17 protein-coding genes are annotated in these 13,783 nt (G+C 64.8%); 4 read left to right on the top strand and 13 right to left on the bottom strand.

Annotated elements, in window-relative coordinates:
* The first annotated feature begins 176 nt into the window (after positions 1-176).
* Entirely contained in the window at positions 177-1,514 is a 1,338-nt protein-coding gene (locus ACQR2C_RS13335; protein WP_434881309.1) for an MFS transporter, read from the top strand.
* 137 nt (positions 1,515-1,651) lie between these two features.
* Here ACQR2C_RS13335 and ACQR2C_RS13330 read toward each other — a convergent pair whose 3' ends face one another.
* Positions 1,652-1,897 carry a hypothetical protein gene (locus ACQR2C_RS13330; RefSeq protein WP_316217440.1) on the bottom strand — a complete coding sequence of 82 codons (246 nt, stop codon included), beginning with the start codon at positions 1,895-1,897 and terminating at the stop codon, positions 1,652-1,654.
* Positions 1,898-2,171: 274 nt separating this feature from the next.
* Positions 2,172-2,585, bottom strand: coding sequence for a hypothetical protein (locus ACQR2C_RS13325; protein WP_434881308.1), 414 nt, complete (start codon positions 2,583-2,585; stop codon positions 2,172-2,174).
* 107 nt (positions 2,586-2,692) lie between these two features.
* On the opposite strand from ACQR2C_RS13325, the gene ACQR2C_RS13320 reads away from it, so the two are divergent.
* Positions 2,693-3,628 carry a LysR substrate-binding domain-containing protein gene (locus tag ACQR2C_RS13320; RefSeq protein ID WP_434881307.1) on the top strand — a complete coding sequence of 312 codons (936 nt, stop codon included), beginning with the start codon at positions 2,693-2,695 and terminating at the stop codon, positions 3,626-3,628.
* Positions 3,629-3,639: 11 nt separating this feature from the next.
* Here ACQR2C_RS13320 and ACQR2C_RS13315 read toward each other — a convergent pair whose 3' ends face one another.
* The 4 genes from ACQR2C_RS13315 to ubiT all read right to left on the bottom strand — a co-directional run bounded on the left by ACQR2C_RS13315 (position 3,640) and on the right by ubiT (position 6,281).
* Positions 3,640-3,795 carry a hypothetical protein gene (locus tag ACQR2C_RS13315; protein WP_434881306.1) on the bottom strand — a complete coding sequence of 52 codons (156 nt, stop codon included), beginning with the start codon at positions 3,793-3,795 and terminating at the stop codon, positions 3,640-3,642.
* Positions 3,796-3,868: 73 nt separating this feature from the next.
* Positions 3,869-4,759 carry a ubiquinone anaerobic biosynthesis protein UbiV gene (gene ubiV, locus ACQR2C_RS13310; protein ID WP_434881305.1) on the bottom strand — a complete coding sequence of 297 codons (891 nt, stop codon included), beginning with the start codon at positions 4,757-4,759 and terminating at the stop codon, positions 3,869-3,871.
* 35 nt (positions 4,760-4,794) lie between these two features.
* Positions 4,795-5,772, bottom strand: coding sequence for a ubiquinone anaerobic biosynthesis protein UbiU (gene ubiU, locus ACQR2C_RS13305; RefSeq protein WP_434881304.1), 978 nt, complete (start codon positions 5,770-5,772; stop codon positions 4,795-4,797).
* Positions 5,763-6,281: a ubiquinone anaerobic biosynthesis accessory factor UbiT gene (gene ubiT / locus ACQR2C_RS13300; RefSeq protein ID WP_434881303.1), complete on the bottom strand. Its 519-nt coding sequence runs from the start codon at positions 6,279-6,281 to the stop codon at positions 5,763-5,765. Before ubiT ends, ubiU begins: the two co-directional genes overlap by 10 nt.
* A 143-nt stretch (positions 6,282-6,424) precedes the next feature.
* Here ubiT and ACQR2C_RS13295 point away from each other — a divergent pair, with 143 nt between their 5' ends.
* Together ACQR2C_RS13295 and ACQR2C_RS13290 are read left to right on the top strand one after the other, a co-directional pair.
* Entirely contained in the window at positions 6,425-7,951 is a 1,527-nt protein-coding gene (locus ACQR2C_RS13295) for a UbiD family decarboxylase (protein ID WP_434881302.1), read from the top strand.
* Positions 7,948-8,580, top strand: coding sequence for a UbiX family flavin prenyltransferase (locus ACQR2C_RS13290; RefSeq protein WP_434881301.1), 633 nt, complete (start codon positions 7,948-7,950; stop codon positions 8,578-8,580). The genes ACQR2C_RS13295 and ACQR2C_RS13290 overlap by 4 nt, the downstream gene beginning before the upstream one ends.
* Positions 8,581-8,748: 168 nt before the next feature.
* Here ACQR2C_RS13290 and ACQR2C_RS13285 read toward each other — a convergent pair whose 3' ends face one another.
* From ACQR2C_RS13285 to narI, 7 genes are all read right to left on the bottom strand, one after another.
* Positions 8,749-9,063, bottom strand: coding sequence for a metal-sulfur cluster assembly factor (locus ACQR2C_RS13285; RefSeq protein ID WP_434881300.1), 315 nt, complete (start codon positions 9,061-9,063; stop codon positions 8,749-8,751).
* Entirely contained in the window at positions 9,060-9,569 is a 510-nt protein-coding gene (locus tag ACQR2C_RS13280) for a DUF2249 domain-containing protein (protein ID WP_434881299.1), read from the bottom strand. The genes ACQR2C_RS13285 and ACQR2C_RS13280 overlap by 4 nt, the downstream gene beginning before the upstream one ends.
* Before the next feature lie 10 nt (positions 9,570-9,579).
* Complete coding sequence (locus ACQR2C_RS13275; protein WP_434881298.1) at positions 9,580-10,971, bottom strand: hypothetical protein; 1,392 nt, start codon at positions 10,969-10,971, stop codon at positions 9,580-9,582.
* A gap of 295 nt (positions 10,972-11,266) precedes the next feature.
* Complete coding sequence (locus tag ACQR2C_RS13270; protein WP_316217446.1) at positions 11,267-11,872, bottom strand: DUF2478 domain-containing protein; 606 nt, start codon at positions 11,870-11,872, stop codon at positions 11,267-11,269.
* Positions 11,873-11,917: 45 nt separating this feature from the next.
* Entirely contained in the window at positions 11,918-12,211 is a 294-nt protein-coding gene (locus tag ACQR2C_RS13265) for a hypothetical protein (RefSeq protein WP_315803383.1), read from the bottom strand.
* A gap of 11 nt (positions 12,212-12,222) precedes the next feature.
* On the bottom strand, positions 12,223-13,035 hold the full coding sequence (locus ACQR2C_RS13260) for a peptidylprolyl isomerase (RefSeq protein ID WP_434881297.1): 813 nt from the start codon (positions 13,033-13,035) through the stop codon (positions 12,223-12,225).
* A 15-nt stretch (positions 13,036-13,050) separates the two neighbouring features.
* Complete coding sequence (narI, locus tag ACQR2C_RS13255) at positions 13,051-13,773, bottom strand: respiratory nitrate reductase subunit gamma (RefSeq protein ID WP_434881296.1); 723 nt, start codon at positions 13,771-13,773, stop codon at positions 13,051-13,053.
* Positions 13,774-13,783 lie beyond the last annotated feature (10 nt).

The raw sequence follows: 13,783 nt of genomic DNA, 5'->3' as shown, positions 1-13,783 counted from the left end.
TGACCAGCTCATGCATCGCAAGCCGCGGCTGGTGACGAGCCCCAGGCTTCAACCGGCATGGAGACCCCGGGGATCGATCCAAAATTTGCATCGATTGATACAGGCTTCGGTTTGGACCCCGGCCCTCCCTCTCCTCTAGGACAGTCATCGAGGAACGTACAAGAGAGGTGGAGCGCATGAGCGCTATCGTAACCACGGCCGAATTGCGCCGATCACGCGTGCGGCTGTTTATCGTGACCATGCTGTTCCTGGTCACGACCGTGAACTACGCCGACCGGGCGACCTTGTCGATCGCAGGACCTTCGCTGTCCAAGGAGCTGCATCTCGATCCCGTCGCGATGGGCTATGTGTTCTCCGCCTTCGGCTGGTCCTATGTGCTCGCGCAGGTGCCGGGCGGCTGGCTGCTCGACCGCTTCGGTTCGCGCTGGGTCTATGCCTGCAGCATCGTGATCTGGTCGATCTTCACCATGATGCAGGGTTGGATCGGCTTCTTTTCCGGCGCCGCCGCGGTCACCGCGCTGTTCGCGTTGCGCTTCCTGGTCGGTCTCGCCGAAGCGCCGAGCTTCCCGGCCAATGCCCGCATCGTTGCCGCCTGGTTTCCGAGCAACGAGCGCGGCACGGCGTCGGCCTTCTTCAACTCGGGCCAGTATTTCGCGACCGTGATCTTCGCGCCGCTGATGGGCTGGATCGCGCATGCGTTCGGCTGGCGCCACGTCTTCACCGTGATGGGCGCGCTCGGCATCCTCATGGGCCTGATGTGGATCAGGACCATGTACGGACCGAAGGAGCACGCGAGCGTCAACCAGGCCGAGCTCGACTACATCAAGGACGGCGGCGCACTGGTCGACATGGAGGGCGCGAAGGACGTCAAGACCGCCTCCGGTGGTCCGACCTGGTCGCATATCGGACAGCTGCTGTCGAACCGCATGATGCTCGGCGTCTATATCGGCCAGTACTGCATCAACACGCTGACCTATTTCTTCCTGACCTGGTTCCCGGTCTATCTCGTCAAGGAGCGCGGCCTGTCGATCCTGCAGGCCGGCTTCGTCGCCACCCTGCCGGCGCTGTGCGGCTTCATCGGCGGCGTGCTCGGCGGTTTCATCTCCGACGCCATCCTGCGCAAGACGGGATCGCTGACCCTCGCCCGCAAGATCCCGATCGTCGGCGGCATGCTGCTGTCGATGGCAATCATCGGCTGCAACTATGTCGACGGCCAGGCGCTGGTGGTCGGCCTGATGGCGCTGGCGTTCTTCGGCAAGGGCATCGGCGCGCTCGGCTGGGCTGTGGTCTCCGACACCTCGCCGAAGGAAGCCGGCGGCGTCTCCGGCGGCCTGTTCAACACCTTCGGCAACCTCTCCAGCATCACCACTCCGATCGTGATCGGCTACATCCTGTCGGCCACCGGCTCCTTCAACGGCGCGCTGGTGTTCGTCGGCCTCAACGCCCTGGTCGCGGCGTGCGCCTACTTGCTGATCGTCGGCAAGATCCAGCGCGTCCAGCTCCGAGCCTCCTGAGCACCACGCTTAGCTTCGCGTGGTCTCGACTCCAACGGCGGCCCCCCCCGGGCCGCCGTTTTTTTCGGTGCCTCGCCGTCATTCCGGGGCGATGCGCGGCAGCGCGGCGGAAGGAACGAAGAATCGCAGGATAGCGTCTAATTGAGAATCCAGTCGTCGACATGCACGAGCACGGATGAGCTAATCCCTGCCATAACGAAAAATATGCAAAACCAGAATACCAACCCAAAAAAGTACATCTTAGGCTGCACCTCGCGATCGTAGACGGCTCCACGAGCGAGCAGCCGCCCGGTTCGCAGGGCGGTCCAGACAATTGGACCTCCGAACCAGAGCAGCACCAAGGGAAACACGGCAAAGCCGGCAAGTAAGATTTTCAGAGCCAACTGGAGCAATCCGGACCTGGTGGAAACGGACTCAGTCTCACCATCTCAACCTGCTGATCGACGCAGAGGCATATCACGCCAGCAAGGGAAATGCGAGGAAAGCGGGTAGCGGGGGTCCGCTACATCGCGAGACCCACTATTTTGGAAGCTCTGCTTCTTTGCCTGCGAACGGCCCAACTGGCCTCGCGGCGGTTGGATAGTCCGCCAATACCGCATTTGCGCGCGATCCAACCACGTCCTGAGATGCCAAATGAAGGCCGGCGCCCCGATGCGTTCACATCGCCTTGGCGAGCGCGAACAACCGGAAATCCTCGAGCGCCGCGTGCCGATGCGGGGCGACTTCGCGCTGGTAGGTCTCGGTGTCGACGATCGAGCGGAAGGCGGCGAAATCGCCGTATTCATTGATCGCCGCTTCGTCCCAGCGTTCGCCTTGCGGGCCGACGAGGCTCGCCAGGACCGGCACGGAAAACATCCGCACCAGCGGCTTACCGGCTGCGAGACGCCGGAAGGCCGGTCTATAACGTTCGTTGAAGGCTTCGCGGCCCGAACAGGGCGCGGCGTCGAAGCCGTCCTCGTAACGCGCATACGCGCGGTAGCGCAGCAGATTGAGCATGTAGACCGGCTGGCCGGGGGGAATCGCGCGCTCGGCGACGTCGAGGGATTGCAGCGTGATTTCGATGGGGTTCATGGGACTTCTCGCGGTTCTAGCGGCGCAGCATGCGCGCTGACGCTCCCCATTTGGTCCATCGGAACGGCCTCTTGTAGCGCCCCCGTCGCCATGACTATGTGGACTGGATGTCCACAACGGCCTTGCCTCCCGACCTCTCGCGCCTCCTCGCCTTCGTCCGCGTCGTCGAGGCGGGCTCCTTCGCCGAAGCCGCGCGGCGGGCGGGGACGACCACCTCGGCGATGTCCAAGGCGGTCGCCCGCCTCGAACATGCTCGCGGAATACGGCTCTTGCATCGCACCACCCATTCGCTGGCGCTGACCGAAGAGGGCGAGCGGCTGATGGCCGCGGGGCGCGCGCTGGCCGAAAGTCTCGATCGCGTCCAATCCGCGCTCGGCGAAGCCGCGCGTAACGATGGCGGACGGGTGCGAGTGACCGCCCCCGCCTCGTTCGCGCGTGCCTGCATCCTGCCGCGACTGCCTGCGTTCCTGCGGGAGCGGCCAGAAATCGAGATCGAGATCAAATTCCGCAACGAGATTCTTGATCTCGCGGCGGAAGGCGTCGACATCGCCATCCGCTCAGGCCCCCTCGATCGCGCGCCCGGTCATCTGGCGCGGCGGCTTTGCACGTTCTCCTGGATCGCTTGCGCCTCGCCCGCCTATCTGAACGCGCGCGGCGCGCCGGCGACTCCATACGAGCTTTCCGAACATGACCACGTCGGCTTCCGCAATCCCGCGAGCGGGCAGATCCTGACCTGGCGCTTCACCGACCCGCGCGGCAAAAAGCTCGTTCGCGTCGCGCCCAAGCCCAAGCACATTTGCGACGACGCGCACGCGTCGGTCGCTTTGATCGCGAATGGGTTCGGCATCGGCTGGGGGCCGGCGTGGCTCTTCCATGACGACCTGCGCACCGGCCGGCTGGTCGAAGTGCTTATGCCCTGGCGGGCGCCGGCGGAGCCCCTATGGATGCTGCGCACCTCCAACCGCCGGCCGCCCCTGCGCACGCAGCGCGTCATGGCGTTCCTCGCGACGCTTCCCGCCACGTTCAGCGACAAGTCGGGATGAGGCGCCGGCCGTCAGCTGGGCTCTGCGGTCGGCGTGTAGGACGTCAGCCGGCTCGGGAGGGGAAATCGGGGACAGACCACGATTTCCCCGGCTTCCTGGGCTTCCGCCTTGGCGCGGTCAGCAATCTGCAGCATGCCGGCAAGAACGGGCTGCGCGTCGTCTCGCAACGTCGTCCATCCGTGGTCAGTCAACATGCAGACTGAGCACATCTGAGTTCACCTCGAAAGGACGCGGTAGTCCCTACCCCGAGACGTAGGACGCCCCGGGGGCGCCGTGCAGGAAGCCGTTGGCGAATGGAACGTCCGGATAGATCTCGCGCAGGCGGCCCGTTGCGGCTTCGGCTTCCACGCGCCCCGCCAGGACCGCCTGGAAATGCTCGGACACCGCGACCATGTCGCAGGCCTGAGGTGATAGCCGCAGCGATGTCACGCCGCTCTGCTTCAGACGATCGAGATCGCCGAGCAGGTTTGAGCACCCATGCGACAGCGTCTGCACGCCGTTCATGGTGAGGAACGCCTCGTTGTCCAGCGTCGTCACGACGAGGCCGTCGGGGTCCTGCTCGCACACGAAGCGGCAATTGTCCTTGGCGAGCTTGTGCAGGCGGGCGTGATAGCAGCGCGCGGAGATCGCCAGCGGCACACGGCCGAAGGCGAATACTTCGATCGCCACCTCCGGCACGGCGCCGGCGATGGCGGCAACCGAGGACAGCGGCAGCTCCGGCGGCAGGCAGATCCGGGTGGCGCCCTTGGCGGCATGAAACGCGGCGCTGGCCTCGTTGTAGATGTTGACGAAGGGACCGATGGCATGCGGCCGGCCTGCAATCGATTTGAGGCAGGTGAGATCGTTGACTTCGACGAGACCGTCGCCGAACTCGGCGAGGCCTGCCGTCTGCCGGCGCTCGCGTCGCAACGACACCAGGACCAGCGAACCCAGCAGCACCTGCTTGCCGGCCGCGGCAAGCCTTTCGGTGACTTCAGGCAAATGGGGTTCAAAGAACGGCGCGCGCTTCGAGCACACGACCTCGCCGACCACGACGCGGTCGACCGGGGCCTCGTCGGCGATGCGAAAGTAGAAATCACGCCAGCGCTCCGGCTGCCAATTGTAGAGCACGGGTCCCAGAGTGAGTTGCATTCGCTCTACGCCTTGATCCGCCATTGTCATGTCGTCTAACGCCAGGTCTTGCGGTAGGCGCCCTGCGTGGTGGCCTGCCCTTCGGTGAATGCCGTGAGGTCGGCCGCCTCGGTGGACCTGCCGGCATCGAGCGCTGCCAGCACGCTGCGAAAATGCCGCACCACGCTGTCGACATAGGCGCGGCCGCGCTGGCGGCCCTCGATCTTGAGCGCGGTGACGCCGGCTTCGCGCAGACCCTCGAGCAGGGTCGTGGCATCGAGACTGACCGGATCCTCGAAGATGTAGCCGGCGCCTTGCGTGGTCGAGAAGCGGCCCTTGCACAGCGTCGGATAGCCGGCCGGCTCGTCGCGGCCGAAGCGGTTGATGGTGAAGCCGCCGAGCCGCGAGGTCGTTCCCTGTGGCGTCTCCTGATAGGCGACGTGACTGGGCGGCGAGCACACGCCCTGCATGTTCGGTGACTTGCCGGTGGCGTAGGAGGACAGCGAGCAGCGGCCCTCGGCCATCACACAAAGTCCGCCGAACACGAACACCTCGGTCTCGCAGTCCGTCTCACGGGTGATCTCGGCGATCTCGGGCACGCTCAGCACGCGCGGCAGCACCACGCGGCGGGCGCCGAAATTCTCGACGTAGAACGCGATCGCGTCGACATTCGCCGCCGCCGCCTGCACCGAGACATGCAGTCGCTGTTCGGGATGGCGCCGCGCGGCATGGTCCATCAGCCCGACATCGGCAAGGATCAGCGCGTCGGCCCCGGCCTCGACGGCATCATCGACCGCGCGACGCCACAGCTCGACGGCGCCGGCGCGCGGGAAGGTGTTGATCGCGACCAGCACCTTGGCGCCGCGCCGATGCGCGAACGTGATCCCTTCGCGCATCTGCGCGCGGCTGAAATTCAGCCCGGGAAAGTTGCGGGCGTTGGTCTCGTCGGCGAAGCCGCAATAGACGGCATCGGCACCGGCTTCGACCGCGCTCTTCAGCGCCGCCGGCGTCCCTGCCGGACAGATCAGCTCCATCGTCGCATCCCGCTTTCGTTCGTCGTTGATCTCAGCAGCGAGTCGCGCGCTGCCGCGAGCAGGCGTTGCGCGGGCACGCCGAACGGCCCCGAAAGCGTCGCGATCTCAGCGACCAGATCCAGACCAGCATCGTCGATCGCATTGCGGAGCGCCAGCACCGCCTCGATATCGCCTTCGATGACCAGCTGACGCGAAAACATCAGCGCATCGCCGTCGAGCCGGCCCTCGACCAGCGCCAGCAGGCTCACGGTCGACGCGGAGATGGAGGCATCGAGTCCGGTGGGCAGCTCGCGCACCGCCACGAGTTGCGGCTGCTGCGGGCCCGCCTGAATCACGAATGCGAACGGCAGATCGGTCGGCTTGATGCCAAAGCGCTTTCCGCGATGCGACCCGAGCCGGTCGAGCAGATGCGGATGCCGGCGCAAAAGCCCACGCAGGAAAACGCCGAGCGCAATCTGCAGCGGCAGCAACGGCAGCGGACGCAGCACCTGCCTGAGCAGCGGCGGCAACAGTGGCAGTGAGGTCGAAGACGCGTCCTGAAGAGAGCTCATGGCACAAGCTCTGGCCGGATCGGCGGGGGAAGTATTTGACCCGGAACAAAGATCACACTGATTGTTCCAGCTACGAGGCGTTTTTTGAACGGAGCCTATCGTTGCGACGTGATGTCCCTCGCTTCCGCGATCTGTCGGATTTCCTGCGCTTTCTCGACGAGCGGGGACAGCTGCGACGCATTCGCGACAGCGTCTCGGTCGTCCACGAAATCACCGAGATCCATCGCCGCGTCATCTCCGCCGAAGGGCCCGTGCTGCTGTTCGAACGGCCGATCAAGGCGTGCGGCTCGCTCTCGGCAATGCCGCTCGTCACCAATCTGTTCGGCACCGTGGAGCGGGTGGCCTGGGGCATGGGCGTGCAGCCGGAACGATTGGCGGAGCTCGGCGAGATGATGGCGGAGCTGCGCGCCCCGCAACCGCCGCGCGACATCAGGGAAGCGCTGCAGAAGCTCCCGCTGGTGCGGGTGGCGCTGTCGACCCGGCCGAGGCTGCGATCCGCCGCGCCGGTGCATGAATGCGTCACGATGGGCGACGACATCGACTTGACCATGTTGCCGGCCCAAATCTGCTGGCCGGGCGAGCCGGCGCCGCTGTTGACGTGGCCGCTCGTCATCACCGTGCCGCCGGACGCATCCACCGGCGAGCAGGAAAATGTCGGCGTCTACCGCATGCAGGTGCTCGGCCGCGATCACGCCATCATGCGCTGGCTCGCTCATCGCGGCGGCGCCCGCCACCACCAGCAGTGGCAGGCGCTGGGGCGCGACATGCCGATCGCGATCGTGATCGGCGCCGATCCCGCCACCATCCTCAGCGCCGTGCTGCCATTGCCCGAGACCATCTCCGAGCTGCGCTTCGCCGGCATCCTGCGCGGCGACCGCCCCGAGCTGGTCGAATGCCTCACCGTGCCCCTGTCGGTACCGGCGGCCGCCGAGATCGTGATCGAGGGCGTCGTGTCGGCCACCGAAACCGCGCCGGAGGGTCCCTATGGCGATCACACTGGCTACTACAACGCCGTCGAGAACTTTCCGGTGCTTCAGGTCACCGCGATCACCACGCGTCGAAGCCCGCTCTATCTGTCGACGTTCACGGGACGCGCGCCGGACGAGCCGTCTCGAATTGGCGAGGCGCTGAACACGCTGTTCGTCCCCTTGATCCGACGACAATTCCCGGAGGTCGTCGACTGTTATCTGCCACCGGAGGCCTGCTCCTACAGGATCGCCGTAGTAGCGATCAAAAAGCGCTATCCGGGCCAGGCCCGCCGCATCATGCTCGGCCTCTGGTCGATGCTGCCGCAGTTCAGCTACACCAAGCTCCTCATCGTGGTCGACCAAGACATCGACGTCCGCGACTGGCGCGCGGTGATGTGGGCCGTCGCGACGCGCTGCGACTCCTCGCGCGATCTCGTGCCGCTTGCCAACACGCCGATCGACTATCTCGACTTCGCCTCGCCAAAATCCGGCCTCGGCGGGAAGCTCGGCATCGACGCCACGACCAAGCTCGGTGTCGAGACCGACCGCGCCTGGGGCGAGGTGCTGGCGATGGACCCTGCTGTAGCCGCGCGCATCGACGCGATGTGGCCGAGCCTCGGCCTCGGCGACGCCATAGCCGACCGAACGGCCTCGGCATGAACGAGCGGCATCACGTCATCGTTGGCATCAGCGGCGCCTCGGGCGCCGCGATCGGTGCGCGCATCGTCGAACGGCTCGCCGAGCAGCCGCAATGCGCGGTTCATCTCGTGGTGTCGGACGCTGCCGTGCGCACCTTGCACGAGGAGGTCGGCCAGGGCGGCCTGGCGCGGCTGCGCGATCTGGCGGCGCATGCTCATGATGTCGCCGACATCGGCGCGAGCATCGCCAGCGGCTCGTTTTCTGCAGCCGGCATGATCGTGGCGCCCTGCTCGATCCGCACCCTCTCGGCGATCGCCTGGGGCCAGCTCGACAACCTGCTGGTCCGCGCCGCCGACGTTCAACTCAAGGAGCGCCGCCGGCTGATACTCCTGGTGCGGGAGAGCCCGCTGCATCTCGGTCATCTCCGCGCGATGACGCAGGCCACCGAGATCGGCGCGATCATCGCGCCGCCAATGCCGGCGTTCTACCTGAAGCCCCAGTCGCTCGATGACGTCATCGAGCAGATCGCCTGCCGCGCGATCAACCTGCTCGACGTCCCCGGGCTCCGCGCCAACGCACGGGAGTGGCTTCCGGACCGGACGACCGAAGCAAGCAATCTTGCTGAGGTAGCGAAGCAAGACAGACGATAGGACTTGAAGACAGAACACGACAGACGCACTCGGGCGATGAGCCGTAGGCGTCCGCGACGGTTGACGTGTTCTTCGACGAGCGGGAGCACCGACGCCGCCTCTCCGTGCTGCCGCGCGAACCTGGACTGTTCCCGGCCGAGCAGCCACCAGCTTTTCGCTTTCGTTCGGTCAATTGACGTTGTCGAAACCCAGCGCAGCACGAACGGCCGGATCAATTCTGGATGGGGTCCAAGGCGGATCGAATGTCATCGTCACGTCCACGGCCTCGACGTCCGCAATCTCCGCAATGCTGCATGCGACCCCTTCCTTGAGAAAACCTGTTGCGGGGCATCCGGGCGTCGTGGCCGTCATCGTGACATGCACAACGCCATCCGTCGCCGTGATGTCGTAGATGAAGCCGAGATCGACCACGTTTTCTCCCAGCTCCGGATCGATGACCACGCGCATGGCGTCGCGGATGCGGTCGATGACATCGCGGCTCATAGCGGAGCCCTCACCGACAGTTCGTAGGTCGATCCATCCGGCGTAAACCCGCCGAGCCAGCGAAAGCCACGTTTCTCAAGTTCAGGGAACAGGAACACCGGCTCGCGCCCCAGAAGTGCCGACAAGGTCTCTCCAGGGCCCAACTCCTCCGCGGCCGCAAGGATGCGCACCATCGGCTCGGGTGGGTCGAGCTCCCGGTTGTCGAGCGTGACCACGGGATCTGGCCATCGCTCGAATGCGAGGCTGGCACCAGCGTCTTCCTGACTGGCGTCCTCGGCAGCCAGCGGCGAAAACAGCACTTCCCAGTCGCCATCGTCGAGCGGTCGATCGGTGTGGGCGAAGCCCTTTTTTGCCATGACGGAGAGCAGCGGAATCGGCCTGAAGCTCGCGATCAGCCGCACGCCCTGGCCGGGCGCCAGCCGGCCAACCGCGTCCATGATGACGGAGAACGGCTCGCCTCCGGCCCTGAGAATCGGTCGGACGTCGACGTCAATGTACGCGATCATGGCTTCCCTCCTAGTTTCTGGCGAACAACAGGCTTGGCGCGATGGCTCCGGCCGGAAGCCTCCGGGAGCCCGCAACATCGGAAAGACGTCGGACTCGCACAAGCTCGTGTATGATTCCAATACTGCCCACGGCCATGACCGCCGCGGCGCCGCGAAACGCCTGGTCCTCGCCCATCATCAACATGATGGTCGCCGCCCAGACGCCTAGAAAATAGATGATGAACCACTTCTCGGACCGGCGTTCCACCGCCAGGTCCTGAACCCGTGGCGTCGGGCCGCGCCCCATCACGGGACCGTAGGTTTCGAGCCAGGTCAGAAAGGCGACAATCTTGTAGAGCTTCGCGAATATGAGACCAGACAGCCAGCCGAACACGGCCAAGAACGCGAACGCGCCGACATGAACGCCGACCTTTCCGGTGACGATGATGACGGTGCCGAGCGCCACCGTCGCCGCCAGATTGGCGAAAGACACGGTTGCCATCCGCATGTTCAGCTCGAGCTGGCGCCGTTTGCGGGAGCGATAGATCGTCGCGATGTCCCGTCCATAGAGCGCAAGCGAGATCACCCCAAGACCAGCAGCGAGGATGAGCACGGCTCCGAGCTCGGCTGCGAGGCCGATTGCAAACAATCCGCCCACGACTGCCACCGATAGCGCGAGCGCACCAAATTTCAGCGCGGATGTGCTCTGTCGATCGCCGAGGTCCGCCGAGAGCATGAACATGGCCAGCAGGCGATAGCTCACCCCCATGGCGGTCAGGGTCAGCCAGCCTCCCAGCCCGGCAATCGCATGGATCGGAATCGCCGCGGCCAGGAGCGCGGCGCCGAAGGCGCCCGCCGATCCGGCGAGAGCAAACGAGAACGCGGCGCCGAGCGCGACAGTCGCACATAACGAGCCAAGTCCGGCGATGACAAATAGAGCAGATCCCTTCGGCTGGCTGAAGAGCGTCAGGCCCAGATCGAGCGCGACCATCGCCAGACCGGCGCCGAGCACCACGCTGCCGGCCGGCAGAAGCCAAGCGGCTGGAGCAATTCGTCCGGCCAGTGAGAGGAAACCCGATATCAAGCAGACTAGACCGACGTTGATGAGGAACAAGGCCGGCAAGGCCCATTTGTCGAAGGGGAGCGGCCTTGCGACGAGAACGGGAACGAACTGGAACAAGGCGCCGCATACCGAGAGACTGAGCCAACCGATGCAGACCGCATGCACAACGACAAGCGTATCGGGAGCGCCGAGGTCTGCAGCGGGGTAACCGAGTCCGCCGACCAGCATTGCCAAGGCAACGAGCAGCCACCCCAGCGCTGCCGCGAAATAGCTCATCGTCCAGCGCGAGATTTTCGCTCCAATCATGAGCGGCTCCAGTTCTTGATCGCGGACGCAGCACTCGCGACGACGCTGCGCCATTCGGCAATTGCCGTGGCGCCCGGAGGAACACAGTCCCCTCACGCCCGAAGGAAGCGCGAGCAATGAGCTTGCGCCATACAATCTCCCGACCATCGGAAAGATGCTAGTCGGGCCCGACCGGCCATTCTTTGTCGGAGCGCAACATTTCGCGTCATCAGCGTCGTGATGACGACTCCAGCACGACCGGCGGACTCCCTGTCGCGTCGAGGAACATCCATGTCAGCCGGCAGATATCTTCGGCGGCCCGGCTCGGCAGTTCTGTGTCCCCCGACCCGTCGATTGCTCGCAATCGCGATCAGCGCAGCTGGCTGGCTGAGTTTATAGTTCGATCCTGCCGAACACTTTCCAGCCACCGCTCCACGTCTCCGCGGGCTTCGAGCTCAATCCCCATATCTCCGGAGAAATCTCTCCAGGCATCGATATTGCTGCGCGGCACGCCGACAATCGTCGGTATCGCGAGGTCCAGCGCGCGGGCAATCAGATCAAGCGTTCCGCGTCCCTCGCACTCTGCCTTGCCAAATTTGTTCAACACCAGGATGTTTGGACGCGCATCCAGGCTGGCGAGGACTCGAACCGTCACCTCTGCCAGCGCCGATTCATCCAGCCGGCAACCTCTCGCTCCCGATCCACGATCCTCGAAGATCGGGGTTTGATTGGCCGTGTCGATCTCCTCGAGCAGGACGTCGCACCGGCGATTTTCGTCGAGGAACAGCCTTCGCTGCAGTGCGCCGGCAACCTTCAATCGCACTCGACGCGAGTGATCCACGAGGTGATCGAACGTCTCGTAGGGATATTTCCCGTCGTCGTAGACGAGCGCCACGAGCGGCGCGGCCTCAACACCGACCTTCTCTACCATCTCATCGTGCATGCGAATCCCAACATCAGCTTGATGCTTCGACATGTCCAACCCACTCCTCCAGCACAGATAGCCTGTGGCGGACCCGGCCTAGGAGTGATCGATTTCATCCCTCTGCAGCGACCATTTGATCATGGACGTCAGACAGACGATCGCGGGATCGGCGGCTCTGTCGATGGCGCTCATCAACCCGAGCCAATCCTCGTTCTCGGCGAGATTTGCAAAGCGCCGGACAGCAGCCGACGCATACTCACCGACATCCTCGCCGAGGCGATCCGCGACAGAGCTGACGCGCACCAGGAGCGTAAGGTCGCCACACCCCTGCAACACCGCACTCGACTTCGCGTCGTCGCTGAGATCGTGAATGAGATCCCCGAGCAGCATGATCGCCCCCTCTACTGCGGCAGCGCCGATTGCGGCGCCGGCAAAGTCACGCCAACGATCGCCGCGCGGCCTGCCAGATCGGCGACATATTTCGCGAGCGCCTGGTGCCGGACACGCTCGGTGAGATATTGCGAAATGCGCGCCCTCGCCATGTCGAACGGCAGGACTTGTCCGGGGGCCCGCCGGTCAAGGCGCACGACATGGATACCAAAGCGTGTCTCAATCAGACCGACCTCTCCAACCGACATCCGGGCCAGCGCGGCGTCGAACTCGGCGGTCGTCTGCCCACGCGACAGCTGCCCGAGCCTGCCACCATTCTCCGCCGAGACCCTGCAGTCGGAGCGATCGCGCGCGATGGTCTCGAACACCTCCGGGCTTCTCCGCACGGCCTCCATGATCGTCCGCCCCTCGTCTCGCGCAGCCGATCGAGCCAGCGAATCGCTGCTCGGCGCGATCAGCAGGATGTGCGACGCTTCGTAGAGCTCGCCGACAAGGAACCGTTGCCTGTTCTGATCGTAGAAGCGACGGCACGTCGATTCGTCCGGCTCGTGTATCAGAACCTCGCGCGCGATCAGCGCCCGCATCGCCGCTTCTTCCTCGGTTTCGCTGCGACCTTCGGCATCACGCAGAGGGGAGGCCGTTACGCCGAGCCTCCTGACCTCCTGTCTCAGCAATTCGCGCACCGCAAGCGCGCGCGCCGCCGCTTGCCAGGCGAGGATCGGCTTGTCCGACGGATGGTTCTGAACTTCCCGGGCAATGACGTCGCGTTCGATCACGACCCCGTTCACACTGACCATCTTCGGCTTTGGAAGCGCCGCGCCCAATGAACAGTCCATCGGTTACTCCGCAGGCTGAATCGGTTGCACAAGATGACGGCGTCCGTCGCGGCTGCGCACTACCTGATAGCCGCGGCGGCCGAGATACCACACCGGCGCACTCCAGATGTGGACTAGGCGGGTGAAGGGGAAGAGCAGGAAGATGGTCATTCCCAGGACCAGATGCGCCTTGAAGATCGGATGGACGTCGACAATGTTGGCGGCGATTCCAGGCTGCAACGTGAGAATGCCCTGCGCCCAGGCCATGAACTTGACCATCTCGTGACCATCGAGATGACCGAGCGACACGGGGACGGTCGCCAAGCCAAGCAGCAGCTGGACGAACAGCACCAGAAGGATACCCGTGTCAGCAAAAGACGACGTCGCGCGGATCCTGGGATCGAAGAGCCTGCGATGCGCGAGGAGCGAAATGCCGACCAGGCACATCAGCCCGGCGCCGCCACCGGCGACGATCGCGAGCATCTGCTTGAAGCCGTGCGACACGCCGAGCATGTCAAACACCCAGATCGGCGTCAGCAGCCCGACGAAATGCCCCGCAAAAATGAAAAGGATCCCGACATGGAAAAGGTTCGAGCCCCAGATCAGTTGGCGCCGCCGAAGCAGCTGACTCGAGCCCGAGCGCCACGTGTACTGCTCGCGGTCGAATCGAATCAGACTGCCGATCAGAAAGACGGTCAGGCAGAGATAGGGATACCAGCCGAAGACGATGGCATTGAGCGTTTGCATGGCCAATCCC

The organism is Bradyrhizobium sp. HKCCYLRH3061 (genome assembly GCF_051168015.1).
GTDB lineage: Bacteria > Pseudomonadota > Alphaproteobacteria > Rhizobiales > Xanthobacteraceae > Bradyrhizobium.
This window is presented reverse-complemented; position numbering and strand designations above follow the sequence as displayed.